Here is a 26,362-nt window from a genome sequence, read left to right as displayed (position 1 = left end):
CGGGGCGGTCTGCGGCGAGCGGGCTTCCGGCTCACGGGTGCATCCGGGCCCCCTTCAGCACCTTGTCCACGGCGTTCTTCGGGCCGTGGACCGCCAGTCCGACCAGGTCCAGCTCGGCGGTCGGCACGGCCCGGACCGCGGCGCGGTTGTCGCGGTCGTTGCCCGTGGTGAACAGGTCGGAGGTGAACACCGCGCGGGGCAGGGCGCGGGCGAGGGCCTTGGTGTGGGCATGGGCCAGGGTCTCCTTGGAGCCCTCGAAGACCAGGACCGGCTGGCGGAACATCGGCAGGTAGGGCACCGCGTCGGCGTCCTCGTAGGGGGCGCCGACGACCTCCGGGATCTCGGTGCCCAGGCCGCTGACCAGGAAGGCGGTCACGTTCAGCCGCTGCCAGGTCTGCAGGTCCTCGCGCAGCAGCACGGCGATCTTGGTGTCGAAACGGACCGGTGGGAGCGGTGCGTCGGCGGCCTGGTTCGGTTCGGTGTTCATGGACCGAGACTGCCCGGCGGCCGTGCGACGGGTCTTGTACGTTCTTTGCGTGGCCGCCGAACGGGCCGAACAGGCCGAAGTCTCCGCGTGGCGTCCGCGGGTCCCGGGTGTCGTGGAGGTGTTCCACGCCCGCTTCACCGAGTACGCCTACCCGATGCACGTCCACGACGCCTGGACGCTGCTGATCGTGGACGACGGCGCCGTCCGCTACGACCTGGACCGGCACGAGCACGGCACCCCGCTCGGCACGGTGACCCTGCTGCCGCCGCACGTGCCGCACAACGGCTCCCCGGCCACCCCGGACGGATTCCGCAAGCGTGTGGTGTACCTGGACGGCAGCCGGCTGAGCGCGGGGCTGATCGGGGCCGCCGTGGACGGGCCGGACCTGCCCGATCCGCTGCTGCGGCGGCGCGTGGGGCAGCTGCACGCCGCGCTCGGGCGGCCCGGCGACGAACTGGAGGCGGAGAGCCGGCTGACCCTGGTCGCCGAGCGGCTGCGCGTCCATCTCACGCGCCGTGACCCCGCCCCGCCACGCCGGGACCCGGCGCTGGCCCGGCAGCTGCGGGAGCTGCTGGACGCGCGGGTGGCGGCCGGGGTCACGCTCGAGGAGGCGGCGCGGCTGCTGCACGCCCATCCGGCGCATCTGGTGCGGGCGTTCAGCACCGCGTACGGCATCGCCCCGCACCAGTACCTGATGTCCCGCCGCATCGGCCGGGCCCGGCGGCTGCTGCTGGACGGGGTGCCGCCGGGCGAGGTGGCCTCGGTGACCGGGTTCTACGACCAGGCGCACCTCACCCGGCACTTCAAGAAGCTGGTCGGGGTGACTCCGGGGCGCTACCGGACGGGCAGCGCGCGCTGGGCCTCGTAGAGGTTGCGGGGGCGCACCACGTCGGTCGTCCCGTACAGCTCCAGGCGGGAGTGCAGGTCGCCGGTGAAGTCGGGGACGTCGATCTGGCCGAACTCGGTGACCTCGTTGATGCCGACGGTGGCCGACCAGGGGGCGAGGCCGTCGATCTTCATCAGGCCGGCGCGGCCGTTGGTGACGCGGATGTTCCAGTGGGTGAAGCGGGCGCCGAAGAGCGGGCCGGCACTGGCGTCGCCGCCGTGCTGCCCGTCGTTGTTCACCGTGATGTCGGTGCGGACGTCGGCGAAGGGCAGGCCGCGGTGCGAGTCGAAGGTGCCCATCTGCATCTCGCCGCGCGACCAGACGTTGGAGGAGGACAGGCCCTCGACGTTGATGCCGTGCAGCTGGGTGCCGGGCGGGGCGGGCACCGTGCGCTGCTCGATGGTGAAGTCCTCGACCAGGTTGTCGTGGGAGCCCTCGCGGCAGAAGTACGGGTGGTGGGAGCCGCGGCCGGCGACGCGGGTGCGGCGCAGGGTGCAGGCGGAGGCGGCCACCAGGCCGAAGCCGTTGTCGACGTGCCGGACGGTCACGTCGTCCACCCAGCAGTCGTAGGCGCACTGCAGGACCACGCCGTTGTAGCCCTTGTCGAGCAGGTGCGGGGACTGCTCGGTCTCCACCGCTTCCAGGGTCAGGCCCTCCACGCCCGCGCCGGTCAGCTCCTCGACGTGGGTGGTCAGCCGCGGTTCCCATGCGGGGCGCACATCGAGCGGCAGGGGGCGTTCGAGGGTGACGGTGCGGCCGTGGACGCGGCTGATCCGCACCGGCCACTCGTAGGGCACGTAGGAGAGCAGTTTGGTCTTGTCGTCCCAGTCGTAGGTCTCGGGTCCGGGGCCGCCGCCCGCCATGTGCTTCAGCAGGGTGTGGTCCGCGTCGTCCGCCAGGCGCAGCAGGACCAGTCGGCCGGGGTGCAGCCGGGAGGGGTCGGCGACGGTCACCGTCCGGTCGCCCCGCCGGGCCGGTGCGAGCGTGGTCAGGGTGGTCCACTCGTCGCGCCGGTTGCCGGTCCAGCCCTCGAACGGCCAGGCCTGGGCGCGGATCGCGGCCACCAGGGAGTTCCAGCGGGCCTCGGGGGCGAGCCAGATCAGGCCGCCCGCCCAGGACCAGGACGACTTGTCGCCGCCGTAGCGGGAGCCGTAGACGCCGATCAGCTCGGTGAGGTTCTTGGTGGCGTACAGGGTGGTGCGGCCGCTGCCGGCGCCGCGCAGGACGACGCCGGAGTGGCCGATGCGGATCAGGCCGTCGATGCGGTAGGTGCCGGGCGGGACGAGGACCGTGCCGCCGCCGGCCCGGCCGGCCTCGGCGAGGGCGCGGTTGACGGCGGGCGCGCAGTCGGTGGTGCCGTCGGGGACGGCGCCGTAGTCGGTGACGTCGGCGACGATCCGGGGGCGTGGGAGGCGGGCCGTGCCGGCGCGGTATCCGGCGCGGCCGATGTAGGGGATCTGCGGGTGGGTGAGGGGGGTGCGGGTGAATTCCCGCCACAGCGCGGGGACTTGGTGCGTTCGTCCCGCCGCCGCCCGCCCGGTGCGGTCGGGGGCGGCGGCCGCCCGGCCGGCCGTGGCGCCGAGGGCCACGGCGGTGGCGCCCGTGAGGAGGGTCCGTCTGGTCAGCCGCCCGGTGTCCCGGTGCGCGTCGGTCATGGCCGCCACCCCTTCCAGAAATTCATGCACATGAACGCTGTTCAGGAATGTGCTGGCCGTGAGCATGCCACCGCACCCGACGCCCGGGAAGAGGGCGTACGGGACGAGGTGGGATAGGGAAGGGACGAGAGGAAGGGAGCGAAAGACCTCAGTCGGCCGGACGCTCGATCAGATGCTTGAACGCCTCCAGATTGCGCGTGGACTCGCCGCGCGACACCCGCCAGGCGTACTCCTTGCGGATCGCGGAGGCGAAGCCCAGCTCCAGGAGGGTGTTGAAGGCGCCGTCGGCGGCCTCCACGACCTGGCCCAGGAGCCGGTCGATCTCCTCCGGGGTGACCGCGGAGAGCGGCAGACGTCCGGTGAGGTAGACGTCGCCGAGCTGATCGACGGCGTAACTCACGCCGTACAGCTTCAGATTGCGCTCCAGCAGCCAGCGGTGGACGCCCGCCTCGTTCTCGTCCGGGTGGCGGACGACGAAGGCGTTGAGCGACAGGGAATGCCGGCCCACCAGGAACGACACCGTGGTGGACAGCTTGCGCGTACCGGGGAGCTTGACCACGTAGTTCCCGGGCCGGGGAGACTCCCACTCCAACTCGGCGTCGGCGAAGACGGCTTCGAGAACCTGCCCGGCCTGCTGCACATCACCCATGGGGGGAGCGTACGCGACGGCGGTGCCAGTGGGCCGCGGCCGTGTACACCTCGGCGGTGGCGGCCGCCGAGGAGTCCCAGCCGAAGCACTGCGCGTGCCGGGCGGCCCGGGCGCCCATGCGCTCGGTCAGTTCCGGCTCGTCGGCGAAGCGCCGCAGCACCCGCGCGTAGTCGGCCGGGTCGTGGCCCCGGACCAGGAAACCGGTCTCGCCGTCCCGTACCGCCACGGGCAGCCCGCCGACGGCGGCGGCGATCACCGGTGTGCCGGTGGCCTGCGCCTCTATCGCCACCAGCCCGAAGGACTCGCTGTGGGAGGGCATCACCAGCACGGACGCGGCCCGGAACCAGTCGGCGAGCTGCTCCTGCCCGACCGGGGGCCGGAACCGTACGACGTCGGCGATGCCGAGCCGCGCCGCGAGTTTCTGCAGCCCCTCCGGTTTGGCCAGCCCGCTGCCGCTGGGTCCGCCGACCACCGGCACGACGATGCGGGAGCGCAGCTCGGGACGTTCCCGCAGCAGCACGCCCACGGCCTTGAGCAGCACATCGGGGGCCTTGAGCGGCTGGATCCGGCCGGCGAAGAGCGGGATCAGCGCGTCCTGGGGCAGCCCGAGCCGGGCCCGGGCGGCGGCCCGGCCGTCGGCGGGACGGAAACGGGCGAGGTTCACCCCGGGGTGCACCACGGCGACCTTGCCGGGGTCGGCGTCGTAGTACCGGACCAGCTCCTCGGCCTCTTCCTCGGTGTTGGCGATCAGCCGGTCGGCGGCGGCGACGATCTGGGTCTCGCCGATGACCCGGGCGGCCGGTTCGGGCGTGTCGCCCTCGGCGAGGTGGGCGTTCTTGACCTTGGCCATGGTGTGCATGGCGTGCACCAGGGGCACTCCCCAGCGCTGGGCGGCCAGCCAGCCGACATGGCCGGAGAGCCAGTAGTGGGAGTGGACCAGGTCGTAGTAGCCGGGGCGATGCCCGGCCCACGCCTGCATGACGCCGTGGGTGAAGGCGCACAGCTGGGCGGGCAGGTCCTCCTTGGCCAGGCCCTCGTAGGGGCCGGCGTCCACGTGCCGGACCAGGACGCCCGGGGCCAGCTCCACGGTGGGCGGCAGCCCGCCCGCGGTGGCCCGGGTGAAGATCTCCACCTCGATGCCGATCGCGGCGAGCCGCTGGGCCAGCTCCACGATGTAGACGTTCATGCCGCCGGCGTCGCCCGTGCCGGGCTGGTGCAGCGGCGAGGTGTGCACGGAGAGCATGGCGACGCGCCGGGGGCGGCGGTGCAGCCGCAGCCGCGCCGGACCCGCCGCGGAGCGACGCCCGAGCCTGCTGACGTACTGGCCCACCTGGCGTTCCTCCTTGTGCGGGCTTCTGCTGCTGCCGGTCGTGATGCGGGCGTGCCGGACGGACGGCGTGCGGCACCCGGAAACGGCAACACCGCGCGGAAGGCCTCCATTTCCGACTCCCACCCGCCACGGCGTTTTTTGCCCGATCGTTACGGGATCTCACCCGGCCGTTGGCATTCATCCACCCCGCACGGGTGACATACACCACCGTGCGGCGCCGGGACGCGGGGGCGTTCGGTGCCGGGTGCCCCCCTACCCTCGTATCCATGACCGTGCGCACGCCCCTGCTCCCCCACCCGCGGCGGCCGGAGGCGAACGGGCGGGCACCGGTGGTGGGCACGGTGACACGGGGGACGACCAACCCCAACCGGCTGCGCCGCATGGACCGCTGGATCGCCGCCGTGCACGGCGCCGAGCTGCGCCGGGCCGCCGACCCCGTGGCGGTCGACCTCGGCTACGGCGCGGCTCCCTGGACGGCGGTCGAGCTGCTGGGCCGGCTGCGCACCGCGGCGCCTCGGGTGCGCGTGGTCGGGGTGGAGATAGAGCCGGCCCGGGTCGCGGCGGCCCGGCCGTACGAGCGCGACGGGCTGACCTTCCGGCACGGCGGCTTCGAGGTGCCCGTCCCCGGACGCCCTGTGCTGATACGGGCGGCCAATGTGCTGCGCCAGTACCACGAGGGGGAGGTCGCCGCCGTCTGGGAACGGCTGTGCGCCCGCCTGGCCCCGGCAACCACGCACTCGCGCGGGGGCCTGCTGGTGGAGGGCACCTGCGACGAGATAGGGCGGCGGCACGTGTGGGTGGCCCTCGGCCCGGAAGGGCCCCGCACGGTCACCTTCGCCACCCGGCTCGGCTTCCTGCACCGCCCCTCCGACCTGGCCGAACGCCTCCCGAAGGTGCTCATACACCGCAATGTGCCCGGGGAGCCGGTGCATGCCTTCCTGCGCGACTTCGACCGCGCCTGGGCGGCCGCCGCGCCGTACGCCGCCTACGGTGCCCGGCAGCGGTGGATCCGCGCGGTCCGCGACCTGAGCGCGGACTGGCCGGTGACGGACGGGCCGGGGCGCTGGCGGCAGGGCGAGGTCACCGTGCGGTGGGCCGCGCTGGCACCGCGCACCTGACCCGGCGCATCGCTCCCCTGCCACCGGAGCACGCGCGAGGGGCACGCGGGGCTGCGGCAGTCTGTTGTTTTGGCCGTGAGCATGGCACGATCCCACCGAGCCGGATGTTACCGACGGTAAATCAGGTGGGGGCGTATGCATCGGGGAGTGCGTCGGGGACGGAGCAGACGCAGTGTGCTCGCGGCGGCCGTGACCGCTCTGTGCGGGGCCGTCGTGCCGGCGACGGCGGGCACGGCGTCCGCCTCCGCACGGGAGCCCTCCCCGCCACCGGGCACCGGCGGCTCCCCCGCCGCTACGCCGGGCACCGGGGTGGACGGCCGGCTGGAGGCCGTCCGCGCCGAACTGGACCGGCTCTACCACGACGCCGCGGTCGCCACGGACGCCTACAACGCCGCCGAGGAGAAGGCGCGGCAGCAGGCCGCCGAGGTCGACCGGCTGAAGAAGCAGATCGCCGAGGGCCGCCGGAAGCTGGACGACCTCAAGAGCCGGGCCGGTGCCGCGGCCCAGGCCCAGTACCGCTCGGGCGGACTGCCGCCCGAGGCGCGGCTGCTGCTCGGCGACGACCCGCAGGCCTTCCTCCAGGGAGCCGGCTGGGCCGTGCAGGGCGAGCGCGCGGTCCGCGACCTGCTCGAGGACATGACCCGCACCCAGACACAGCTGCGGGAGCTGGCCGACCGCGCCGAGAGCGAACTGGCCTCGCTGGAGACCACCCGCAAGGCCAAGGACACCGCCCGGGCCCGGATCGAGAAGCGGATCGAGGAAGCCGAGAAACTGCAGGCCACGCTGGAGAAGGAGCAGCGCAGGCAGCTGGCGGAGCTGGAGCGGCAGGCGGCCCGGAAGGCACAGGCGGCCTGGCTGGGCTCGGGCGTCCTGAAGGACCTGCGCACCGCGGCGTCCCGGGCGGGACGCAAGGCGGTGGCCTTCGCCACGGCCCAGATCGGCAAGCCGTACGAGTGGGGCGCCGAGGGACCGCGGACGTACGACTGCTCCGGGCTGACCTCGCGGGCCTGGGCCGCGGCCGGCCACCCCATCCCGCGCACCTCGCAGGAGCAGTGGAGACAGCTGACACACGTGGCACTGAAGGACATGCGGCCCGGCGACCTGATCATCTACTTCGACGACGCCAGCCATGTCGCGCTCTACGTCGGCGGCGGCAGGATCGTCCACGCCCCGCGCCCCGGCCGTACGGTGACCCTGGCGGGCGCCGGTGAGATGCCGATCCTGGGGGTCGTCCGCCCGGACCCGGACTGACCCGCACCGCCCGCGGCGGGCGACTCGGCGGTGACCTGGACCATGTGACCCACCGCACCCTCACCGGCCGTCGAAACCCCGAAGGGACGTGACCTTCGTCATCCCGGAGCGCGGCCGCGCTGTCCAACTCCGGTACTCCTCGCGGCATATGCCACCCGCCCATGCCGAGGCACCCCTGTCCGCACCGTTCCGCTGCGCCGCCGACTGCCGCTAAGGTCCCCGTCGGTGGGGCGGTACCCCGTACCCACCCACGCCCTCGGGGGGAGGGAAGGAAACGCAGGACGATGCCCGTGCCCATACCGCGGCAGCGAGACATCCCGGCCGCGGAGCGCGGCCCGGCGCCCACCGTGACCCACGACGGCGCCGTCGCGGCACCGGCCCCGCACACGACCACCACCGAGCCGAAGGACACGACGGTCGAGAAGGACACTCATCGGACCACCGCTCAGCACGCTGCCGACAGCGGCCCGCTCACGCTGCTGCTGATCGAGGACGACCCGGCGGGCTCGCCGATCGTGCCCCGGCTGCTCGACTCGGCCGGCAAGCCGATCCGCGTCCGCACGGCCCGCAACCTCACCGAGGCCGAGCGGCTGCTCACCGACGACGTCCACTGCATCCTGCTGGACCTGGCGCTGCCCGCCCCGTCGCGCACCGGCACCGCCGCACCCGCGGGCTCCGACGCCGACGACGGTGACGACGACGAGCTGGCCGTGCTCAAGCACGTCCTCCGGCTCGCGCCCCGGCACGCCGTGCTCGCCCTGACCGCGTCCGGCGATGCGGAGCGCGGCGCGGAGGCGGTCCGCGTCGGCGCCCAGGACTATCTGTTCCGCGACGAGCTGGACGGACGTCTGCTGAGCCGGGCCATCCGGTACGCGGTGGAGCGCAAGCGCTCGGACATCGCCGAACGCCGGCTGGCCGAGGGCCGGCTGCGCGCGCAGGAGAACCGCCGGCTGGAGCGCGGCCTGCTGCCGACCCCCCTGCTGGACGGCTCCACGCTGCGCTTCGCCGCCCGCTACCGGCCCGGCCGCTCCCGCGCCCTGCTCGGCGGCGACTTCTACGACGCGGTGCGCACCCCCGACGGCACCGTGCACGCCATGATCGGCGACGTGTGCGGGCACGGCCCGGACGAGGCCGCGCTGGGCGTGGAACTGCGCATCGCCTGGCGGGCGCTGACGCTGGCCGGGCTGTGCGGCGACGATCTGCTGAACACGCTGCAGCAGGTGCTGGAGCACGAGCGCACCAACGACGAGATCTTCGCGACGCTGTGCACGGTGGACATATCGCCGGACGGCCGGCACGCCGGCCTGTGCCTGGCCGGGCATCCGTCCCCCCTGGTCATCACCCCGCAGCGGCCCGCCCGGCTGCTGCCGTACGACAACAACGGCCCCGCCCTCGGCCTGCTCCCGGGTGCCCGCTGGCCCCGGACGCAGGTCGAGCTGGGGCCCTGGTGGAGCCTGATGCTGTACACCGACGGCCTGATCGAGGGCCGGGTCGGCGACGGGGGCGAGCGGCTGGGCCAGGACGGGATGGTGGACATGGTCCGCCGCCAGCTGGATCAGGGACTGCACGGCGAGGAGCTGCTGCGGGCGGCCGTGAACGAGGCGCGCGCCCTCAACGGCGGGGAGCTCAACGACGACGTCGCGGTGGTCATGCTGGAGCGGCGGCCGTGAGATGCCGCAACGGCGGCGGCCGCGACCGGGGCAGGCACGCCGGCTGACGACGGGAGAGGTGCACACCGCCCTGCGACGGCGGCGGTGACGGCGGACGACGATCGGCCGGGCCGCCGGGCGCGGACCCGGCGGCCCGGCCTGTCGCGTAGTCGGGCGGGCCGGGCGCTGGCCCGGGTGGGCCTGTCGCGCCGCGGCCCCGGTGGGCCTACCGGCCGCCGTTGAACGGCCCGTACGGGCCGTCGCTGCTGCTGCCGCGGCGACGGCCCCAGCCGCTGCCGCCGGACACCTGCTTGAGCGCGGGCCGCACGTCCACGATGTAGACGATGCTCGCGATGGCGCCGATCACCGGCAGGAACATGAAGATCGAGAACAGGTAGCTCACGACGAGCGCCAGGCCCAGGACGATCAGCCAGAATCCCTTGTTCTGCTTGTCCGCCGCCCGGAAGGCGTCCTCGCGCCGGAACGCGGCATCCACCAGCCCGAACGCGGCCAGAGCCATCAGAAGGATCTTCAACAGACCCAGGAACCCCGCGAAGCCCATCATCAGCATGTCGCCCACCGCCCGTTTCCTCCGATTAGGTCCTCGGCCACCGTACCCGTAGAACGGGCCGGGCACCGCCCGCGTGCCCGGCCCGCTCGACCGTCCACTTCTCCGACGGCCCCGTGACCGGGGCCGTCCGCCGCTACTTGGCGGGCGGCGTGTTCTTCTTCACGGTCGTGCCCGTGGTCTTGTTCACGCTCGTGCCCGTGGTCTTGCGGGCCGGGGTCTTCTTCGCCGTCGTCTTCTTCGCCGTGGTCGCGGACCGGTCCTGCACCGCCCCGGTCCGCGGGCTCGCGGCCGGCGCGGTCTTCGCCGCGGCGGCCGGGGATGCGGCCTTCGGCTCGGTCTTCGCCTGCCCCTTGGACTCGGTCGTGGGCTCGGCCTTCGGCTCGACGGCGATGGCCAGCTCCTCGACCTCCTCCGCGACCTCCTCGATGCCCTCGGCGGCCTGACCGCGCCAGGTCTTCACGGCCTGCTCCCCGTGCTCGGCGACCTTCTCGTAGGTCTCGCGGGCCTTCACGGCGTACTCGGCGGCCACGCCCACGCCGCGCAGGGCGAGGTCCTGGGCGGTCTCGCCGAGCCGCTTGAGATCGGCGTCCAGGCTGGTGCTGAGCTTTTTCAGATCGGAGTCCAGGGAGGTGAGGAACTGGCTGATCCTCGTCTGCAGCGTCACCTGGGTCTCCTTGACCCGGTCGGCGGCCTCCTTGGCGCGGGCGGTGGCCCGCTCCTGGACGACCTTCGGGTCGGTGGTGCGCACCGCCTCGATGCGCGCCGGGGCCTCGGCGCGCAGCTGGTCCACCAGGGCGGGCACCTTCTTGGCCTGCCGCAGAGCCAGGTCCGCGGTGCCCGCGGCGAAGTAGAGCGGCCTCGGGTCGCTGAGCGTCTTGCGCAGATCGTCGGTGATGGCCATCGGTGTTGATCCCTTCGGATCGCGTTCGGCTGGGGTCTGGGGTGCCGCGCGGGGCCGGCGCAAGGGCCGTGGATCAGCCGGCCGCCGGCCGCGGCTCGGTGTCACTGCCGCCGGACGTGCGGGTGCGGCGCTCGGCAAAGGCGGGGCGGCCGCCGTCCGGCTCGGGGACGGCGGCGGACGGTATGCCGCCGCCGCGCGCCGCGCCGGCCGCGGGGACGTCGGCGCCGTCTTCGGCTGCGTCCCCGGCTCGGTCCGCGGCGGCGCCGTCCCCGGCACCGGCTCCGCTGTCCTTGCCGGATCCGTCCTTGCCGGATCCGTCCTTGCCGTAGCCGTTCTCCTTGCGGAAGGACTCGTAGATCTGCAGCAGCACCTGCTTCTGGCGCTCGGTGAGCGTGGGGTCGGCGAGGATGACGGCGCAGGTCTCCACCTCGTCCCGGTCGCGCTCGGCGTCGAGGATGCCGGCGCGGACGTACAGCGTCTCGGCGGAGATGCGCAGCGCCTTCGCGACCTGCTGGAGCACCTCCGCGCTGGGCTTGCGCAGCCCCCGCTCGATCTGGCTCAGGTACGGGTTGGACACCCCGGCGGCATCGGCGAGCTGCCGCAGCGACAGCTGGGCGTTGCGCCGCTGCTCGCGCAGGTACTCACCGAGATTGCCGACGTTGAGCGATGCCATGACTTCACCATGCCCCAGCCCTGCTAACAATTGCAAGCACACCGCTTGCAAGAGTGCACACCTACGGGTGCCCCCTCCCCCGGCCGGCCCCACGTCCTGCGTGTCCTGCGTGTCCTGCGTGCTTCGCGTGGTCCGCCGTCCTGCATGTTCCGTGTGGTCCGCGGGGGCCGTCCGAGCGGCGGGTCACCCTGGACGACGGTGCGCACCACCTGCGGTACGCGCCGACGGGGCACCGGATGACGCCTGTCTCGCGGCGCACGATCACGCCTTCCTCGCCGGGATGCCGCAGTGACCGTCGGCGTGCCGTTCTGCCGTCGGCAGAGCCGCGGGACAGGCCACGGCCACCCGGACAGGATGAGCGCATGGGCACGAACAGCACAGTGCGCCGGCTCGACCTCGGACACTTCGTCCGGCCGGCGTCGGAGACCGGCGGACCGCACCCGCGCGTGGAGCCCGTCCTCGCCTACCTGGTGCGCCACGAGCAGGGACCGATCCTCTTCGACACCGGCATCGGCGACGCGGACCCCGAGACCGAGGCGCACTACCGGCCACGGCGGAGGGCCTTGCCGGACGCCCTCTCGGCCGCCGGCGTCGCCCTCGACGACGTCTCCCTGGTCGTCAACTGTCACCTGCACTTCGACCACTGCGACGGGAACCCGCTCCTGGCCGGCACGCCCGTCGTGGTGCAATCGGCCGAGCTGGAAGCCGCCCGCCGGAGCGGCTACACCGTCGACGAGCTGATCGACTTCCCGGGCGCGCGCTACGAGGAGATCACCGGCGAGGCCGAGATCCGGCCGGGTGTGTGGATCGTTCCGACGCCCGGGCACACCGCAGGCCATCAGTCGCTGGTCGTCCGGCAGGACGACGGCACCGTGGTCCTCGCCGGCCAGGCGCACGACTTCGCCTCCGAGTTCGCGTCCGCGCAGCTGGCCCGCCGCGCGGCCCTCGACGGCGTCGAACAGCCGTTGCCGCCCTACCGGTCGTGGCTGGACCGGCTCGCCGCGTTCGATCCGCGCCGGGTGCTGTTCGCCCACGACTGCTCGGTGTGGGAGCCGGCGGACGGGGGCTGCTGAGCCAGGGGGCTCGCGGGGTGCACGCTCTATCACCCCGTCGCGCAGCAGCAGAACCGTCCGTCACCGATCACGCCGCAATGCGTCGAGCGGTCATCCACCGACGCCCTGCCGCCACGGCGGAAGTACGGCGAGATTCCACAAGTCGTCGAAGTGTTTGCTCCAGATGCTCACGGCAGCCCCTGCCGCAGCCGTGCCCTTCCTGGACCAGACACTGAGGTCGGTTCTGAATCCTTTCGGGTCGTAATACTCAGGCCCCGCATGCTCCAGACGCATACGCGCGGACAGGTCGTACAGACCGTGCAGGACTTGTTGGCGGTTGAAGATGCAGATCTTGTCTCGTGGGATGCCGGGATAGAGCCGGTACGAACACTCCACAGTCACCCTGCTGTTCTCCGTGAGGCGTTCGGCAAGGCCCGAGAGGACATGATCGTACTCCCGGCAACGCCTCTCCAGGCGCTTGCGGAAATCAGGATCGTCCACCGGACGCCCGTCGGAACCCACCCGTGACGGCACGGTCATGGGCATCCCGAAGTCGGGCACCAGCATGCGAATGCTCACCCGTCGAGTGGGCCCGGGATTGTCGAAAAGGTCCTCCAGACGGTGGTAGAGCGCGTTGTACAACGTCTCACCCGTATATCCGAGAAAAGCGATCTCCACCCTACGGGCCTGGAAGGCCTCCCGGACGAACATTCCGATTTCAGTCGAGCTCACCAGTGCGCGAGCGGCCGGACGTACCGAGGAGGTCAGCTCCCTGACCTGGTCGTACAGTACATAGGCGACGAGGCTGAGCAGCGCGCCGCCGACAAACACCTTGCCTTCCAGGGCGTCGCCGACCGGCTTGACGAACTGACCCAGCAGACCACTGGCGAAGATGCCCAGGAGCACGAGACGGGTGACCATGGGTTCGTAACGATCCTGGAAACGTTTGATCCTGCGGCCCATGCCGTCGTCAGAACGAATCCTGGTACCTTCGGCCATGTACGCCCCCGTCCCTCGACCCGTTCGACATTTCGTCACACGGTCGCGCACGAACCGGATCGCGTCAGACCATGGTCTCTCCAGCCCAGAAACCGGGCAAGACATGGGTGCACCTCGGAGCGAGTCTTCAGACCCAAAAATCCCACAGCTGCCTCGAGGGTCAGCACGTACGAGTCGACAGCCCGCGAGACATTGGGCGCGTCCAGGCCGACTCCGGTCACCAAACGGTCCAGGTCAATGTAGGCGGAGCGGACCGTCTCGACCCACCGGTACACCGGCCAGTCCCGCTGCCAGCCGGCGGTGTACTCCTCGGGCAGTCCGCGCTCCCAGCGCCGGAACATCCGCGCACGGATCTCCGGACGGGTCGGGGTGAGGTGCATGTGCCGGACCAGGTCATACAGCGGGTCGCCGATCAGCGCCATCTCCCAGTCGATGATCGTCAACGCGAGAGGGTGGTCGCTGCGGACCAGATTCCAGGGATTGAGGTCGCCATGTAGCAGGGCGGGGCGCCGGGTGCCGACGCGGTACCGGCTCAGGATCTGGTGCAGCCGGTCGGCGTCGGGGAGCCCGAGGTGCCAGGCCAGCCGCTGCGAATCCTGCGGCAGCTCCTTCACCAGGCGCACCAACTCCTCGCAGAGCCAGCCGAAGAAGTTCTCCCGGCCCCCGACGGGGTCGAGCCCCGTGTAGTCCACTTTCGTCAGTGCGCACAGCTGGTCGACGAGGCCGTCCGCCTCGTGCGGCAGCAGTCCGTGCACCGGGTGGCCGGGCGGGCGGCCGGTGTCTTCCGGGCCAACATAGGTGTGGATCGCGAACTGCTCGTCACGGTGACTGCGGCCCAGGGCGAGCACGCGGGGCGCGGCGACCGGCGCCCCGGACTGTTCGATGGCCCGCAGCACCGCGTGCTCGCTGAGGTAACTGGGTTCCCGGCGGCAGAAGGAGGGCAGCTCTCGCCGGACCACGACCGGGCTCGCCACGCCGGGCACCCGCACCACGGAGTTCAGGTGAGCGGTGCCCTTGAACACCCGGCCGGCCGGTGCCATGCCCTCGGCGACCAGGGCGTGGTCGACGGCAAAGGCCGGGAAGTCCGGCCGTTCGGGAAGCCGCCGGTCCGGGAACCACTCGATCCTCCCGCGTGTCCGGCCCGGTCCGCCGCGCAGAGCGGTGCGTGAGGCCCGCCAGCGATACAGGGCCCGTTCGACCCCGGCACGGTCCGGCACGTTCCGCAATCCCAGCGGTTCGGCCGCTGTCTGGAGCGCCCGGTGCACCCGTGCCGCCGCCTCGTCCAGGCCGTCCTGGTCAGGTGCGTGCTGCAGGGCCTCGGCCGTGCGCATCACGTCGGGGTAGACGGACTGGGCCCGTTCGAAGGCCAGGTAGTGCCGCAGGTCCTTGCCCAGTCCGTTGACGGCAGCGGGCCGGACCCGGTCCATGGCACAGGCCCAGGCGTCGATCACTTCGCCCCACTGATGACGGGGGTAGCGCATCCGGACGAGGTGCACGGCGAGGTCGTGCAGGGGATCGCCGTAGGTGGCCAGTTCCCAGTCGATGCAGACGAGGAGCGGATCACCACCGCACGGTCTGATCACGTTGTCACGGTGCAGGTCCGCATGAAGCAAGCTGTATGGTCGCCGCGCCATGGCCGGAATCCGGTCGGCCAGCCGTACAAGCGCGTCCTCTGGAATGCCCAAGGCCGCGAACAGTCCACCAAAGTCAGGCTCGTTGGGCTGACGAATCTGCCGGTCCGCGCGGCGAACCAGGGTACGCAAAAACCCCTGGCTGTCCTTGTCGTTGCGCGGCCACTCGGGCGGCAGCGGAGGCAGCGCCTCCCGGCGTACATGAGTCATACGGGCCAGCAGCTCAGCCAGCGCATTGACGAGCAGAGTGTCGACGGGTTTGCCGTCCGCGCACACGCTCGACAGAGGAACGCCTTCCACATATGCGTGCACTGAGAAGCCGTCCAGCCGGACCAAGCATGCGGGTGTCGCCGGCACCGCATCCCGCACGGCGTCAACAACCCGGGCCTCTTCGTCCCAGGTACGGATCACCACAGGAAGCACATCCGCCCGGCGGAACCGAACGGTCACCAACGTCCCTGCCTCGACGTTCAGCAGCCGCGCCACGAGCTCGGTCAGGGGAAGCACGTAGTTGCGATGGTGCTGGCCCCTGCTCTCCAGGCCCTTCGCCACAGCGAGTTGTGCGAATGCGTGGACGACCCGAGCGGCGCGTTCCCCGCGGAGAGGACGGGAAGAAGGAGATGCACTCACGACCGCTCCCAGCACTCACATAATGGTCACATTATGACAAAAGGTACACGTGCGGTCATGTCATGACGCCTGCTCGCCCCTTGGACCGGCACGGCGGGGTGGCGTGCCCAAGATCTTGCTGCGACGGTGCGGGCATGCTACAGCAGCACGGGCGTCTCGCCGGCCCCAGGGCTCACTCGTGGCCGACTACCGTGGACGGGGTCGACAGCTTGGCCCAAAGCGACTCGTACCAGGCCTGCATGGAGGTGACGAAGACGGAGCCGGGCGCATCGGGGTTCGCCTCGCGCACATGGTGGATGAGAGTGGCGCCGAGCCCCAGCACGTCCAGGGCCCTGACCTCCTCCCCGGTGTCCAGGACCACCGGCCGCTCGATCACCTCGTACGGCCCGAAGAGGACCTCAGCACCGTTGATCACGTACAGCTTGCACGCCGGGGCCAGCGGGACGTGCCGGATCTGCACGTCGACCTCGGGGACCAGGTCTTCAGCGAGCAGGTCTCGCAGCACACCGCGCAGCGACTCGGTGTGCCTGGCGGTGATGGCGTGCAGGCGGCCCCGCAGACGGGGAGTGTCCGCCTCGTCGAGTCCCCGTGGATAGGGCAGCTCAAGCGTGGGGGAGAGCAGCAGAATGCGCAGGGCGATGCGGCGCGGATGGATGAAGCCGCCCCTGATCCGCTCCGCCTGGAGCCGGATGTGCGCGTCCAGCGACTCCGACGTCAACGTGTAGACGTCCAACGTCACTTCGGACTGTTCGAACGCCTCACTGATCAACGGACCGAGCGTCACTCCCCTGCGGGAGCGGGTGGCCTTGGCGGCGGAGGAGTGTATGCGTTGGGTCTTGACGACACGCGAGCCACTGCCCTGTCGGGATTCGATCCACCCCTCGTTGCGCAGTTCGCGCAACACCCGTTGGACGGTGTCCCGCGAGACCCCGAACTCCTCCGCGATGTCCCGCTGGGACGGCAAGGAGGAGCCGAGCGCATAGGTGCCGTCCGTCATCCGGGCTCGGAGTTCACCGGACAGCCGGTCGAAGGCCCTGCGCCCGCCGTCGCCACGCTTCACGCCCATGTCCGGACGGTACCGCCGGCGGTCCGCAGGCAAACCGAGGGATAGGTCTACCCACGCAGGATTCGCAGTACCGGTTCCAAGGAGTCAACGATCACCGTGGTGCCGGACTCCCTGAGCAGTCGAGCCTTCTCTGGAGTACAGGCGTAACCGAGGAAAGGCACATCGGCGCTCGCAGCGGCTTCGTAGTCGAAGGAGCTGTCTCCGATCATCAACGCCTCCGAAGGGGCCGTACCCGTCGCATCGAGGGCGCGATTCAGGCAGTACGGGTTCGGCTTGAGAAGGCTCAAGTCCCGTGTCCGCCCGTAAACATGCGGAGTGAAACAGGCGTCCAATCCGCGGCTCTTGAGGTAGGTGCGCACCGCGACGGGTGAGTTGTTGGTCGCCACGGCAAGCCGTCGGCCACGCTTCGTCCAGGTACGGATCAGCGGGTCGGCGTACGGCGTGGGCCAGGCGGTAGAGGCAGCGCGACGTTCCTCCTCCGTCAATCGTGCCTCCAGCTCGATGACCAGGCCGCTGTCGGGCCGCTGACTCGCCACAGCGCGCAGGACTGCGTGCGGATTGGACAGCTCCGATTCGTCCTCCGACAGCAGCCCCCTCAGCCCCCGGCCCGCCAGCCAGTCCACCATCCCCTTCGCCACCCGCTCGGCCGAGTGCCTGGCGAACAGCCGGCAGACCGGGCCGTCGAAGTCCCAGAGCACCACCCGGGCGCCCTCGATCAGACTCCGCAGATCTCCCGCCTCGGCAGCGGACCGCGCCGCCGCCCCTTCGGTGTGCGTCTGGTCAGAGGTCACTAGGAGAGTGTCATCTCCGTGGTGATCGTTTCCCAGAGGGCGTCGAACCACTTCTGCGATTCCTCGACGAACGCGGCGTCGCGCCGCCCGCCGTTGCGGGCGAAGGAGAACAGCAGGGACTGCGAGCCGAGCGCGTCGTACATGTCGAGCGTCTCGCCGCCCCACTCCTCGGCCCGGCGGGTGAGGGTGTAGTAGCCGAGCAGTGCCTCCTCACCGTTGATCACATAGAGCTTGACCGGCGAGGTGAACGGCAGTGCACGGAAGGACACGTGCACGTCGATGTTGTGGGTCGCACGCAGCGCCAGCAGGTTGTGCCGCAGGACGTTGCCCTGGGCGTTGCGCATGCCCAGCCAGCGCTGGTGCACCACCTCGTCCCCGCCCTCGCCGGCCGGAACCGGGAAGGCCAACGAGATGTTGCGGGACGGGAGCATGATCCGTACGTCGATCGCGTCGGGATGCAGAGTTCCCTCGTGGATCAGGCGCAACGGTTCGCCGAGCGCCACCATCAAGGTCTCCGCGGTGTGACAGACCACGTCGATGCTCACCCGCCGTGCCCGGAAGGCCTCCGTCAGCCGGGGGCCGAGACCCACCATGGTCGGCTTCGGCTCCTCGCGTCCTGCCCGGCCCTCGGCGATGGTGGGCGGGCTGCCCTTGGTCACGTTGGTCAGCAGGCCGTCCTCCTGCAGGGCCCGCAGCGCCTGACGGACGGCACCGCGCTCCACCCCGAACTCCTCGGCGAGTTCGGCCTGCGTGGGCAGACGGTCCCCGGGCTTCAGCTCACCGGCACGGATCCGTTCCCGCAGAGTGTCGGCGATCTCCTGGGCCGAGCTCTTGCGGCTGCCGTTCACGGCCACGTTCTCCTGGGTCACAACCAAACGCTACAACTCCCTTCCACTTGGCGGGAGATGAACTCGACTTGGTTTACGTTTCGCTGCCAAGTGGGCACAAGTAAGGCGAAGTTGGTTGCCAACTTGGCCGGAGTTGGCTTAGCTTCGAAGTGCCCCCGTTACCAACCCGCCCAGAACGTCGGAAGGGGGAACCGCCCATGCCCGCTCTCGCGATCGTGTCCGCGCTGTTCGTCGTCTGCTTCGAGCAGCTTCTCCAGGTCAAGTACGGCATCGTGGGCGTCGTCGGCCTGATGCTGCTGAGCGCCGGCCTGAAGGCCAAGAGCCCGACCCTCAGCTCCGTCGGCGCCGTGGTGCTGGCGATGCTGGTCGCCGGCCCGGCCCTCTGACAGGCGGTGCGGCGGGTCCGTCACACCCGCCGCGTCGTCGGCCCGGCCGGTCGACGTCCCTATCCGAGACGTCCCTATCCGAGACGTCCTTGTCCGTCGGTATCCGAGACGTCCGTAGGCCTGACGTCCGCTACTTACACGTCAGTTCGACAAGTCGAGGTCCGAACTGATCGTCTCCCACAGCGCGTCGAACCACAGACGCGACTGTTCCACGAAGGCCGTGTCGCGCGGCCCGGCACCCCGCGCGAAGGAGAACAGCATCGACTGCGAGCCGAGCGCGTCGTACAGCTCGAGCTGCCGCTGGTCGATCTCCTCCTCGCGACGCTGCACCGTGTAGTAGGCGAACAGCGCCTCGGTGTCGTTGAGCAGGTACAGCTTGACCGGCGGGGTGAAGGGCAGCGCCCGGAAGGACACGCGCACATCGATGCCGTGCGTGGCGCGCAGGGACAGCAGATTGTGCCGCAGCACCTGTCCCTGCGCGTTGCGCTGGGCCAGCCAGCGCCGGCGCAGCGGGTCCGCGTCGGCCGAGTCGACCGGGGCAGGGAAGGCGAGGGGAATGTCCCGGGCCGGCAGCAGCACCCGCACGTCGATCTTGGCCGGATTCAGCTGCCGGGCATAGATCTGCCGCAGGGGCTCGCCGATGGCGAGGGTGAGCGAGACCGCCGTCAGGCACAGGGCGTCGACCTGCACCTCGGGCCCCCGGAAGGCGGCTGCGATCCGAGGCGCGAGCAAGGCGGTGGTCGGCTGCGGCTGCGCGGACGGCCCGGCGAGGGTGCTCGCCGGATCGAGCGCCACCGTCGCAGGGCTCCCCTTGGACACATTGGTCAGCAGACGCTCGGACTGCAGGATGCGCAGAGCCTGGCGCACGGCACCGCGCTCGACGCCGAACTCCTCGGCCAGTTTGGCCTGCGTGGGCATGCGCTCACCCGGCCGGAGAACACCGGACTTGATCCGGCGTCTCAACTCGTCGGCCACTTCACGGTGTGACGCCCGTGGCCGATGTGACCTGTTCGACGCACGGGCGGCGGCGGATTCCCGGTCCACGTCCAAACCCTACAACTTCCCGCCATCTTCAGGCAGTTCCGCGATGGGTGGTTATGAGTCGCTTCCAAACGGAGATAAGGAGAACAGAGTTGGTGACCAACTCGAACAACCTGGTTGCTATCTCGTGAGGTTGGCCACCAGGGTGACAGTTGAGGAAGGCCGGACGCGCTCCTTTCCGGAGGGGAGCCGGGAGCCGTACGGCACGGCCGCGAGCGGACAGCTGCGAGGCACAGTCACAACTGAACAGTGCCAGAACGGAAGCACGACACCGAAGCTTCCCGCACAGCCACAACTGAACAGCGTCATTTCGGGAGCCCGTACCAGCGGCTTCCAGCACCGTCACAACTCAAAAGCGTCTCGTACAGCCACAATTCAAGACCGTCTCGCACAGCCACAACTCAACACCGTGTGCACAGCCACAACTGAACACCGTACGCACAGCCACAACTCGACATCGTCACGCACAGCCACAACTGAACAGCCACGCTACGGATACATCGCACCGCACCACCGTTCCCGTCAGGAAGGAGCACCGCGGCTTCAGAACAGGTCCGGGCACCACGGTCGCCTGGAGGTACGCAGCAGGGCGTCGGCCACGCGGGCGGCGCCCGCTCGTTCTTCCTGTACCCGGCCCAGCGCCGCCAGCCGCACCGCGGATTCGTCACCGAGCCACAGGCTCGCCAGGTCCCGCACCTGCATCGTGAGATCGGCCGGGCGGTCGGTGGGGGTGCAGGACGCCTCGCCGTCCGCCGTCTCCAGCCGGAAGCGGCCACCGGTCAGTCCGTCCGGATCGACGACGTCCAGCACCAGCGTGCCCGGCTGTTCGTAGGTCCGCGTCTCGAGGGCGCGCCGCACGTCCAGGATCCGCACCCAGAGCCAGTCCGCGTGCGTGGTGACCGCCGCGGCGCGCGGGTCGGGCAGCAGCAGCGGCAGCAGATCGTCCGGGGCCCGCTTGCCGCTCTTGACCCGCGTCACCCAGTCCACGGAACACACATGCAGCCACAGGGCGCGCTCGGCGGCCGGCGTCACCGCGACGAGTTCCTTCACGGCCGCGGTGACCCCGGGCTGCTTGGCGTCCGACCAGGTGTCGTCGCAGACATAGCCGGCCAGTCCCTGCACCGTGCCGTCAGCGGCCCGGTAGACGGCGTAGAAGGGCTCGGTCCAGGGCCAGCTGCCCAGGCGGACGGCTCCGGTGTTGAGCTGCCACCAGACGTCGGAGCGGTCGATCGCTCCGGGCTGCTTGCGCCGCAGCTGCTCGTGCAGCTCGGGGCCGAGCTTGCGGACCTCGTCGCCGTCCACGAGGTCGATGCGGCCGCCGTCCTCGGGACCGGACCAGCGCGGGTCCAGGCCGGCCCGGGGCACGTCGACGGTCCACTCGGTGGTCCAGGTGGCGGGGCCGAAGCCGAAGCGGCCGTAGATCGGGTACTCGGCGGCGATGAGGGTGGCGACGACGTCACCGCGCTCCTTGGCCGCCGCGAGGTCGTGGGACATCATCCGCGTGAGCAGGCCGCGTCGGCGATGGGTGGCGGTGACCGTGACCTGGGAGATGGCGTCGGCGGGCACGGCGGCCCCGCCGACCGCCGTCAACTCCTGCGCGAAGGAGCGGAAGGTGGCCACGCACCGTCCGGCGTCGAAGGCGCCGAGGGTGCGGGAGAGATCCATCTGCGAGCGCCGGACAGCGATCTCGTCCTCGGGGACCTCGGGAGTGCGCAGGAAGCCCCTGTGGTGGGCGCGGATCCAGTCGGGGATCTCCGCCTCGGTGATCGGGCGTACGGCGATACCGGTGTGCACGTCGGTGCCGGTGTGCACGTCGGTGCCGGCCTGCACGTCGGTGCCGGTCTGTACGTCGGTGCCGGTGTGGGAGCGCGCGCGGGTCATGCCCCGACCCTAGGCCCCCCCGACAGGGGGTGTCACGCCGTTTCCTCCGGCCGGGCGCGGCCGTTGTGCGGGGCACCGGCAAACGTCCCGGACGTCAGACCAGCAGGTCGTCCACCTGCGCCTCGCCCTCGCGGTACCGGCGGGCGATCTCCGCGCTGCACTCGTCGGCGGTGCGCTGCAGGCGCTGCCGGCGCCGGGAGACCTTCCGCTCGCAGCCCGTCAGCCGGCCCATCGCCACCCGCAGTTCCATGTCGGTGCGGGCGCTGAGGTCGGAGAGCTGGACCTCGCCCAGTATCCGCGCGGCCAGCTCCCGGTACTCCTCGCCCTGCGGGGTGCCCATGTCGAGATGCCGGGCCGAGGAGCGCTGCCGGGCGGGTGCGTCGCGGAGGATCTCCGCCAGTCGCTCGACCACGGAGGAGTGCGCGCCGGAGGGCTCCGCTCCGGTGTCCGCCGCGGCCCCGGAGGCGCGGCGGTCCAGTTCCGCGCGGAGGATGTCGATCCGCCCCTGCAGCAGCCGGCGCACATAGCTGAGGTCGGCCTCGTCGCGCTGGGCCCGGCGGCGCAGGGCGCGCAGCTTCGGCAGGCTCAGCAGGGCGAGATCGGGCTGCTCCTCCTGCTGCTCTGCGGGCTGCGCCGGTTCACCGTCGGCGGCCGGAGCGGGGGCGGACGGGCGCCGACCGGGCGAGGGCAGCGTCCCGGGCATCGGCGGGCTGTCGGTGCGCTGCACGGGCGGTCGACAGCGCTCCGTGCCGCCGAGCACCCCGGCCAGTCCGGTCACATCGGTCCCGGCGGTGACAGCCGAATCACCGGGTGCTCCCGTGACTGATGTGTTCATTGCCTCTCAACCGTCCCCTCGACCGGCGCGTACGTCATCATCGTGCCACCGGTAGCGGTGGATATGCCCCCGAATACGCTCGATCAGCCCCGGATGGGGGTTACGAAGCAGAAAGAAGCACGATATTGTCTGCCGCCCTTCGACGAGGGACATGTCCGAAGGGCGTGTCCCGAGAGGCGTGTCCCGAGGGGCATGTCATCGCTGCGGCCCCCGTCGAGGGGCACCTCCCGGCGCCCGGCATCATGGTCGGCATGCGTGCAGTGGTGCAGAGGGTGGACGGCGCGAGCGTCGTCGTGGACGGCGAGACGGTGGGGGCCATCGAGGGCGAGGGGCTGTGCGTCCTGGTCGGGGTCACCCACGACGACACCAAGGAGAAAGCGGCGCAGCTGGCGCGCAAGCTGTGGTCGATCCGCATGCTGCACGACGAGAAGTCGTGCAGCGACACGGGCGCACCGCTGCTGGTCGTCAGCCAGTTCACGCTCTACGGCGACGCCCGCAAGGGCCGCCGCCCCACCTGGAACGCGGCCGCGCCCGGCGATGTCGCCGAGCCGCTCGTGGACGAGGTGGTCGCGCAGCTGCGCGCGCTGGGCGCGACGGTGGCCACGGGCCGGTTCGGGGCGCACATGCGGGTGTCGCTGACCAATGACGGCCCGTTCACGGTGCTGCTGGAGATCTGACCGCCGCAGGTGGAGGCCCGAAGGCCGAGGCCCTACGGCTCGACGACGACCTCCTGCGCCGCCGCCGTGTCACCGGCCATCAGGCGTGCATCCACCGGCACGGTCCGCTTGACCAGGGCGAGGGCGACCGGGCCCAGCTCGTGGTGGCGGACCGAGGTGGTGACGAAACCGACCTTGCGGCTGTCGGGGCCCTCGTCGGCGAGGCGGACGGCGTCGCCGTGCGCCGGCAGATGGACCTCGCTGCCGTCCAGGTGCAGGAAGACCAGGCGGCGCGGCGGCTTGCCCAGGTTGTGCACCCGGGCCACGGTCTCCTGGCCCCGGTAGCAGCCCTTGTTCAGATGCACGGCCGTGCCGATCCAGCCCAGCTCGTGCGGGATGGTGCGGTGGTCGGTCTCGAAGCCGAGCCGCGGCCGGTGCTGTTCCACGCGCAGCGCCTCGTAGGCGAGGATCCCGACGGCAGGGCCGGCCTTCTCGGCGAACGCCTCCAGCTCGCGGCGGGGCAGGAACAGGTCGCGGCCGTACGGGGTCTCCCGGACGACGGTGCCCTCGGGTGCCTCGGTGATCGAACCGGCCGGCAGGTGCACGACGGCGGTGTCGGCGGTCCGGTCGGCGATCTCGACCCGGTAGAAGAACTTCATCGACTCCAGGTAGGCCAGCAGCGCCTCCTGGGTGCCGGGCTCCACATGGGCCCAGACCGCCTCGCCGTCGTCCACCAGGTACAGCGCGTGCTCGATGTGGCCGTGGGCGGACAGGATCAGCGCCTCGGTGGCCTGTCCGGCGGGCAGCTCGCTGACGTGCTGGGTGAGCAGCAGATGCAGCCAGCTCAGCCGGTCCTCGCCGGAGACGGTGACGACGCCGCGGTGCGAGAGGTCGACGAAGCCGGTGCCGTCGGCGAGGGCACGCTGCTCGCGGAACAGATCACCGTAGTGCGCGGCGACACCTTCGTCCGCGCCTTCGGCGGCGACGGCGCCGGGCAGGGACAGCAGAGGGCTCTTCATACGAGCAAGCCTACGACGCGCCGTCCGGCCGCTTTCCCGAACAGTTCTGGCAGCGACCGAAGATGGCGAAGTGCTTCATGTCGGTGTCGAAGCCGAACTCGCGGCGCAGCTTGGCGGTGAACTCGACGGCGACCTCCAGGTCGGCCTCGATGACGTCGTCGCAGTCCCGGCAGACCAGGTGCAGATGGTGGTGGCGGTCGGCGAGGTGGTAGGTGGGCGCCCCGTGGCCGAGGTGGGCGTGGCTGACCAGGCCCAGCTCCTCCAGCAGCTCCAGCGTGCGGTAGACGGTGGAGATGTTGACCCCCGACGCCGTCTTCCGCACCTCGCAGAGGATGTCGTCGGGGGTCGCGTGCTCCAGGGTGTCCACGGCTTCGAGCACGAGCTGCCGCTGCGGCGTCAGCCGGTAACCACGCTGCCTGAGGTCGCTCTTCCAGTCGGTGCTCACCACATCTGGAAGTCTAGGCCGTGTCGTGAGGATCACGGCTGGCCCGCGCAGGCCCGCCGGTCCCCCGGGGACGGTCTTCGGACGGTGCGGAGCACGGCCTTCGGACGTCCTGCGGGATCCGGACCGCGTGAGGGCTGTCCGGACTACTTGAAGAAGGCGATCCCGTCGTCCGGCAGGTCGTCCGGGAGGGCCTTCGCCCAGCGTTCGACGTCCTCGGGGGTGACGACCTTCTTCAGATGGGCCGACATGTACGGCCGCAGCGCCACCTCGGGGGTCGTCTTCTCGCCGACCCACATCAGGTCGCCCTTGACGTAGCCGTACAGCCGCTTGCCGCCCGTGTAGGGCCGGGAGCCGGGGGTGCGCGCCACGGCGTCCGTCACCAGGTCGATCTGCGGCTTCTTGTGGGCAAGCTCGCCGTACCAGACCTCGACGACGCCGTCGTCGCGGGTCATCGTGACCTCGACCTTGCGCTCGGCGTCGACCCGCCAGAAGCCGTGCTCGTTCTCCAGCGGCTTGACCTTGTTGCCGTCGTTGTCCAGCACCCAGGTACGGGAGTGGTACTCCAGGAAGTTCCGGCCGTCGTGGGTGAAGGTGACCTCCTGGCCGAAGTTGCACTTCTCGGCCCCGGGGAAGTCGTGCACACCGGCGCCGGCCCAGTCGCCGAGGAGGAAGGCGAGCGGGACCAGGTCCTTGTGGAGGTCGGACGGAATCTCGATCATGAGCGGCGTTTTCTGGTCGGGGTCAGCTGGTCGGGGTCAGCGCTGGCCCTGGTACAGCTTCTTCACGGTCAGGTAGGCGAAGGCGAGGACGCCGACGCAGACCAGGACCAGCAGGGTTTCGAAGAAGATCTCCACGGGAGTGCTCCTTGTCGAGCGCGGTGCGGTACGTGCGTACCAGGGGCCGGAGGCCAGCTTAGTCGGGCCGCCGTCGGCGCACGTGCGGAGGTGCTCCCTCGTGCGGCCGCCGGGCCGGTGCGCAGCGCCGAGCGGCCGTCGTCGGCCGTCCCGGGCCGGGCGTGACTACGATTCCGCCATGGCGAAGAAGCTCGTGATCAAGGTGACGGCGGGAGCGGACGCCCCGGAGCGGTGCTCGCAGGCGTTCACCGTCGCGGCGGTGGCCGTGGCCAGCGGTGTCGACGTCTCGCTGTGGCTGACCGGGGAGTCGTCCTGGTTCGCGCTGCCGGGGCGCGCCGCCGAGTTCGAGCTGCCGCACGCCGCGCCGCTGCCGGACCTGATCGACTCGATCCTCGCAGCCGGCCGGATCACCCTGTGCACCCAGTGCGCGGCCCGTCGGGAGATCACCGAGAAGGACGTGATCGAAGGCGTGCGGATCGCCGGGGCGCAGGTCTTCGTGCAGGAGGCGCTGGGCGAGGACACGCAGGCGCTGGTCTACTGAGCCGCACGCGGGCGCTGCACGCAGCCGTCGGCCTGCTGAGCCGTGCGGGCACCGTGTGGGCGCGGATGCGGGCAGCACGCGGCCGGAGACGTGGGCAAAGGCGTGGGCGCGGATCACGAGCGGTTGTCCCGGCGGTGGTCGTCGCGGGGCCGCTTCTTGCCGTCGAGTTCGTCCCACCACTCATCGGACTGCGGATCGCCCGAGGGGTCGTCCCACCAGCGGTCGTCGGGGCCGCGGCGGTTGGCGACGACGGCGGCGACCGGCGGGATCACCATGGCGACCAGGCACATGGCGACGGCGGCGGTGACCGACCACAGGCGCACGACCGCCCACGCCAGGACGAACAGCGTGATGCACGTGCCCATCAAGGCGAAATACGCGTGCCGGCGTCGTGCGTACACATGTCCAGGATAGGGCGGTTCGCACGGATGTGCGTCGGTCGCCGCCGGGCATCGGCGGACGTCGGCGGGCATGCCGAGGGGCCGCGCCCCGGGGTGTGACTCCGGGATGCGGCCCC

The 26,362-nt window shown here is 71.3% G+C and carries 27 protein-coding genes; 8 read left to right on the top strand and 19 right to left on the bottom strand.

The genetic code is table 11. The features are described from left to right. Positions 1-31: 31 nt before the first annotated feature. Positions 32-487, bottom strand: coding sequence for a DUF2000 domain-containing protein (locus OG899_RS14785; RefSeq protein ID WP_125497151.1), 456 nt, complete (start codon positions 485-487; stop codon positions 32-34). On the opposite strand from OG899_RS14785, the gene OG899_RS14780 reads away from it, so the two are divergent. Then, on the top strand, positions 486-1,355 hold the full coding sequence (locus OG899_RS14780; protein WP_125497152.1) for an AraC family transcriptional regulator: 870 nt from the start codon (positions 486-488) through the stop codon (positions 1,353-1,355). The two genes, OG899_RS14785 and OG899_RS14780, sit on opposite strands and share 2 nt — an antisense overlap. Here the strand turns inward: OG899_RS14780 and OG899_RS14775 are convergent. The 3 genes from OG899_RS14775 to mshA form a co-directional block, all read right to left on the bottom strand. Then, complete coding sequence (locus OG899_RS14775) at positions 1,322-3,028, bottom strand: glycoside hydrolase family 55 protein (RefSeq protein WP_189427802.1); 1,707 nt, start codon at positions 3,026-3,028, stop codon at positions 1,322-1,324. The two genes, OG899_RS14780 and OG899_RS14775, sit on opposite strands and share 34 nt — an antisense overlap. A gap of 148 nt (positions 3,029-3,176) precedes the next feature. Further along, a complete protein-coding gene (locus OG899_RS14770; protein WP_125497154.1) occupies positions 3,177-3,677 on the bottom strand; it encodes a YbjN domain-containing protein in 501 nt (166 codons plus the stop codon). Further along, positions 3,670-5,007 carry a D-inositol-3-phosphate glycosyltransferase gene (gene mshA, locus OG899_RS14765; RefSeq protein ID WP_125497155.1) on the bottom strand — a complete coding sequence of 446 codons (1,338 nt, stop codon included), beginning with the start codon at positions 5,005-5,007 and terminating at the stop codon, positions 3,670-3,672. The genes OG899_RS14770 and mshA overlap by 8 nt, the downstream gene beginning before the upstream one ends. Before the next feature lie 380 nt (positions 5,008-5,387). On the opposite strand from mshA, the gene OG899_RS14760 reads away from it, so the two are divergent. The 3 genes from OG899_RS14760 (at position 5,388) to OG899_RS14750 (ending at position 9,046) form a co-directional block, all read left to right on the top strand. Continuing rightward, complete coding sequence (locus OG899_RS14760; protein ID WP_229813873.1) at positions 5,388-6,125, top strand: class I SAM-dependent methyltransferase; 738 nt, start codon at positions 5,388-5,390, stop codon at positions 6,123-6,125. Between the two features lie 135 nt (positions 6,126-6,260). Further along, positions 6,261-7,376, top strand: a complete 1,116-nt coding sequence (locus OG899_RS14755; protein WP_189427803.1) for an NlpC/P60 family protein — start codon at positions 6,261-6,263, stop codon at positions 7,374-7,376. A gap of 284 nt (positions 7,377-7,660) precedes the next feature. After that, positions 7,661-9,046 (top strand): PP2C family protein-serine/threonine phosphatase, encoded by a 1,386-nt coding sequence (locus OG899_RS14750; protein ID WP_189427804.1) that lies wholly within the window; start codon positions 7,661-7,663, stop codon positions 9,044-9,046. A 205-nt stretch (positions 9,047-9,251) separates the two neighbouring features. On the opposite strand, the gene OG899_RS14745 is transcribed toward OG899_RS14750, so the two are convergent. The 3 genes from OG899_RS14745 to OG899_RS14735 all read right to left on the bottom strand — a co-directional run bounded on the left by OG899_RS14745 (position 9,252) and on the right by OG899_RS14735 (position 11,170). Beyond that, positions 9,252-9,596, bottom strand: coding sequence for a DUF2516 family protein (locus OG899_RS14745; protein ID WP_185867818.1), 345 nt, complete (start codon positions 9,594-9,596; stop codon positions 9,252-9,254). A 133-nt stretch (positions 9,597-9,729) separates the two neighbouring features. Further along, positions 9,730-10,497 carry a hypothetical protein gene (locus OG899_RS14740; RefSeq protein ID WP_125497159.1) on the bottom strand — a complete coding sequence of 256 codons (768 nt, stop codon included), beginning with the start codon at positions 10,495-10,497 and terminating at the stop codon, positions 9,730-9,732. A 73-nt stretch (positions 10,498-10,570) separates the two neighbouring features. Then, on the bottom strand, positions 10,571-11,170 hold the full coding sequence (locus OG899_RS14735) for a helix-turn-helix domain-containing protein (RefSeq protein WP_168131698.1): 600 nt from the start codon (positions 11,168-11,170) through the stop codon (positions 10,571-10,573). A gap of 362 nt (positions 11,171-11,532) precedes the next feature. On the opposite strand from OG899_RS14735, the gene OG899_RS14730 reads away from it, so the two are divergent. Beyond that, complete coding sequence (locus OG899_RS14730) at positions 11,533-12,243, top strand: N-acyl homoserine lactonase family protein (protein ID WP_189427805.1); 711 nt, start codon at positions 11,533-11,535, stop codon at positions 12,241-12,243. Between the two features lie 90 nt (positions 12,244-12,333). Here OG899_RS14730 and OG899_RS14725 read toward each other — a convergent pair whose 3' ends face one another. The 5 genes from OG899_RS14725 to OG899_RS14705 all read right to left on the bottom strand — a co-directional run bounded on the left by OG899_RS14725 (position 12,334) and on the right by OG899_RS14705 (position 18,214). Further along, entirely contained in the window at positions 12,334-13,221 is an 888-nt protein-coding gene (locus tag OG899_RS14725) for a hypothetical protein (RefSeq protein WP_189427806.1), read from the bottom strand. A gap of 35 nt (positions 13,222-13,256) precedes the next feature. Further along, on the bottom strand, positions 13,257-15,404 hold the full coding sequence (locus tag OG899_RS14720) for a phosphotransferase family protein (protein WP_229813860.1): 2,148 nt from the start codon (positions 15,402-15,404) through the stop codon (positions 13,257-13,259). 250 nt (positions 15,405-15,654) lie between these two features. Beyond that, entirely contained in the window at positions 15,655-16,548 is an 894-nt protein-coding gene (locus OG899_RS14715; RefSeq protein WP_189427807.1) for a winged helix-turn-helix domain-containing protein, read from the bottom strand. 47 nt (positions 16,549-16,595) lie between these two features. Next, positions 16,596-17,339: an HAD family hydrolase gene (locus tag OG899_RS14710; protein ID WP_229813862.1), complete on the bottom strand. Its 744-nt coding sequence runs from the start codon at positions 17,337-17,339 to the stop codon at positions 16,596-16,598. Further along, entirely contained in the window at positions 17,339-18,214 is an 876-nt protein-coding gene (locus OG899_RS14705) for a winged helix-turn-helix domain-containing protein (RefSeq protein WP_125497166.1), read from the bottom strand. Before OG899_RS14705 ends, OG899_RS14710 begins: the two co-directional genes overlap by 1 nt. A 170-nt stretch (positions 18,215-18,384) precedes the next feature. On the opposite strand from OG899_RS14705, the gene OG899_RS14700 reads away from it, so the two are divergent. Then, a complete protein-coding gene (locus OG899_RS14700) occupies positions 18,385-18,573 on the top strand; it encodes a hypothetical protein (protein ID WP_125497167.1) in 189 nt (62 codons plus the stop codon). Positions 18,574-18,714: 141 nt separating this feature from the next. Here OG899_RS14700 and OG899_RS14695 read toward each other — a convergent pair whose 3' ends face one another. The 3 genes from OG899_RS14695 to OG899_RS14685 all read right to left on the bottom strand — a co-directional run bounded on the left by OG899_RS14695 (position 18,715) and on the right by OG899_RS14685 (position 22,330). Continuing rightward, entirely contained in the window at positions 18,715-19,623 is a 909-nt protein-coding gene (locus OG899_RS14695; protein ID WP_125497168.1) for a winged helix-turn-helix domain-containing protein, read from the bottom strand. Positions 19,624-20,157: 534 nt separating this feature from the next. Then, positions 20,158-21,495 carry a GNAT family N-acetyltransferase gene (locus OG899_RS14690; protein WP_189427808.1) on the bottom strand — a complete coding sequence of 446 codons (1,338 nt, stop codon included), beginning with the start codon at positions 21,493-21,495 and terminating at the stop codon, positions 20,158-20,160. A gap of 94 nt (positions 21,496-21,589) precedes the next feature. Further along, positions 21,590-22,330 carry an aerial mycelium formation protein gene (locus OG899_RS14685; protein WP_125497170.1) on the bottom strand — a complete coding sequence of 247 codons (741 nt, stop codon included), beginning with the start codon at positions 22,328-22,330 and terminating at the stop codon, positions 21,590-21,592. A gap of 251 nt (positions 22,331-22,581) precedes the next feature. Between OG899_RS14685 and dtd the strand changes: the two genes are divergently transcribed. After that, a complete protein-coding gene (gene dtd, locus OG899_RS14680) occupies positions 22,582-23,007 on the top strand; it encodes a D-aminoacyl-tRNA deacylase (RefSeq protein ID WP_125497171.1) in 426 nt (141 codons plus the stop codon). A 32-nt stretch (positions 23,008-23,039) separates the two neighbouring features. On the opposite strand, the gene OG899_RS14675 is transcribed toward dtd, so the two are convergent. The 3 genes from OG899_RS14675 to OG899_RS14665 form a co-directional block, all read right to left on the bottom strand. Further along, positions 23,040-24,005: a folate-binding protein YgfZ gene (locus tag OG899_RS14675; protein WP_125497172.1), complete on the bottom strand. Its 966-nt coding sequence runs from the start codon at positions 24,003-24,005 to the stop codon at positions 23,040-23,042. A gap of 10 nt (positions 24,006-24,015) precedes the next feature. After that, positions 24,016-24,453, bottom strand: coding sequence for a Fur family transcriptional regulator (locus tag OG899_RS14670; RefSeq protein WP_125497173.1), 438 nt, complete (start codon positions 24,451-24,453; stop codon positions 24,016-24,018). Positions 24,454-24,593: 140 nt separating this feature from the next. Beyond that, complete coding sequence (locus OG899_RS14665) at positions 24,594-25,169, bottom strand: FABP family protein (RefSeq protein ID WP_125497174.1); 576 nt, start codon at positions 25,167-25,169, stop codon at positions 24,594-24,596. Between the two features lie 313 nt (positions 25,170-25,482). On the opposite strand from OG899_RS14665, the gene OG899_RS14660 reads away from it, so the two are divergent. Next, entirely contained in the window at positions 25,483-25,845 is a 363-nt protein-coding gene (locus OG899_RS14660) for a DsrE family protein (RefSeq protein WP_028421438.1), read from the top strand. A 113-nt stretch (positions 25,846-25,958) separates the two neighbouring features. Here OG899_RS14660 and OG899_RS14655 read toward each other — a convergent pair whose 3' ends face one another. Continuing rightward, the gene (locus tag OG899_RS14655; protein ID WP_125497175.1) at positions 25,959-26,246 is read right to left on the bottom strand and encodes a DUF3099 domain-containing protein; all 288 of its coding nucleotides are present in this window, start codon (positions 26,244-26,246) and stop codon (positions 25,959-25,961) included. Positions 26,247-26,362 lie beyond the last annotated feature (116 nt).

This window comes from Streptomyces thermoviolaceus, assembly GCF_045209695.1.
In the GTDB taxonomy this organism is placed as follows: domain Bacteria; phylum Actinomycetota; class Actinomycetes; order Streptomycetales; family Streptomycetaceae; genus Streptomyces; species Streptomyces thermoviolaceus.
The sequence above is the reverse complement of the archived record's forward strand: the minus strand, read 5'-3'. Positions and strand labels throughout refer to the sequence as shown.

Bases quoted from the DNA above. Each gene is read 5' to 3' on its own strand.
- OG899_RS14735 (WP_168131698.1), bottom strand. From the start codon at position 11,170: ATGGCATCGCTCAACGTCGGCAATCTCGGTGAGTACCTGCGCGAGCAG.
- OG899_RS14685 (WP_125497170.1), bottom strand. From the start codon at position 22,330: ATGAACACATCAGTCACGGGAGCACCCGGTGATTCGGCTGTCACCGCC.
- OG899_RS14700 (WP_125497167.1), top strand. From the start codon at position 18,385: ATGCCCGCTCTCGCGATCGTGTCCGCGCTGTTCGTCGTCTGCTTCGAG.
- OG899_RS14755 (WP_189427803.1), top strand. From the start codon at position 6,261: ATGCATCGGGGAGTGCGTCGGGGACGGAGCAGACGCAGTGTGCTCGCG.
- OG899_RS14770 (WP_125497154.1), bottom strand. From the start codon at position 3,677: ATGGGTGATGTGCAGCAGGCCGGGCAGGTTCTCGAAGCCGTCTTCGCC.
- OG899_RS14715 (WP_189427807.1), bottom strand. From the start codon at position 16,548: ATGGGCGTGAAGCGTGGCGACGGCGGGCGCAGGGCCTTCGACCGGCTG.
- dtd (WP_125497171.1), top strand. From the start codon at position 22,582: ATGCGTGCAGTGGTGCAGAGGGTGGACGGCGCGAGCGTCGTCGTGGAC.
- OG899_RS14725 (WP_189427806.1), bottom strand. From the start codon at position 13,221: ATGGCCGAAGGTACCAGGATTCGTTCTGACGACGGCATGGGCCGCAGG.
- OG899_RS14660 (WP_028421438.1), top strand. From the start codon at position 25,483: ATGGCGAAGAAGCTCGTGATCAAGGTGACGGCGGGAGCGGACGCCCCG.
- OG899_RS14730 (WP_189427805.1), top strand. From the start codon at position 11,533: ATGGGCACGAACAGCACAGTGCGCCGGCTCGACCTCGGACACTTCGTC.
- OG899_RS14750 (WP_189427804.1), top strand. From the start codon at position 7,661: ATGCCCGTGCCCATACCGCGGCAGCGAGACATCCCGGCCGCGGAGCGC.
- OG899_RS14745 (WP_185867818.1), bottom strand. From the start codon at position 9,596: ATGCTGATGATGGGCTTCGCGGGGTTCCTGGGTCTGTTGAAGATCCTT.
- OG899_RS14675 (WP_125497172.1), bottom strand. From the start codon at position 24,005: ATGAAGAGCCCTCTGCTGTCCCTGCCCGGCGCCGTCGCCGCCGAAGGC.
- OG899_RS14665 (WP_125497174.1), bottom strand. From the start codon at position 25,169: ATGATCGAGATTCCGTCCGACCTCCACAAGGACCTGGTCCCGCTCGCC.
- OG899_RS14740 (WP_125497159.1), bottom strand. From the start codon at position 10,497: ATGGCCATCACCGACGATCTGCGCAAGACGCTCAGCGACCCGAGGCCG.
- OG899_RS14785 (WP_125497151.1), bottom strand. From the start codon at position 487: ATGAACACCGAACCGAACCAGGCCGCCGACGCACCGCTCCCACCGGTC.
- OG899_RS14690 (WP_189427808.1), bottom strand. From the start codon at position 21,495: ATGACCCGCGCGCGCTCCCACACCGGCACCGACGTACAGACCGGCACC.
- OG899_RS14760 (WP_229813873.1), top strand. From the start codon at position 5,388: ATGGACCGCTGGATCGCCGCCGTGCACGGCGCCGAGCTGCGCCGGGCC.
- OG899_RS14780 (WP_125497152.1), top strand. From the start codon at position 486: ATGGACCGAGACTGCCCGGCGGCCGTGCGACGGGTCTTGTACGTTCTT.
- OG899_RS14775 (WP_189427802.1), bottom strand. From the start codon at position 3,028: ATGACCGACGCGCACCGGGACACCGGGCGGCTGACCAGACGGACCCTC.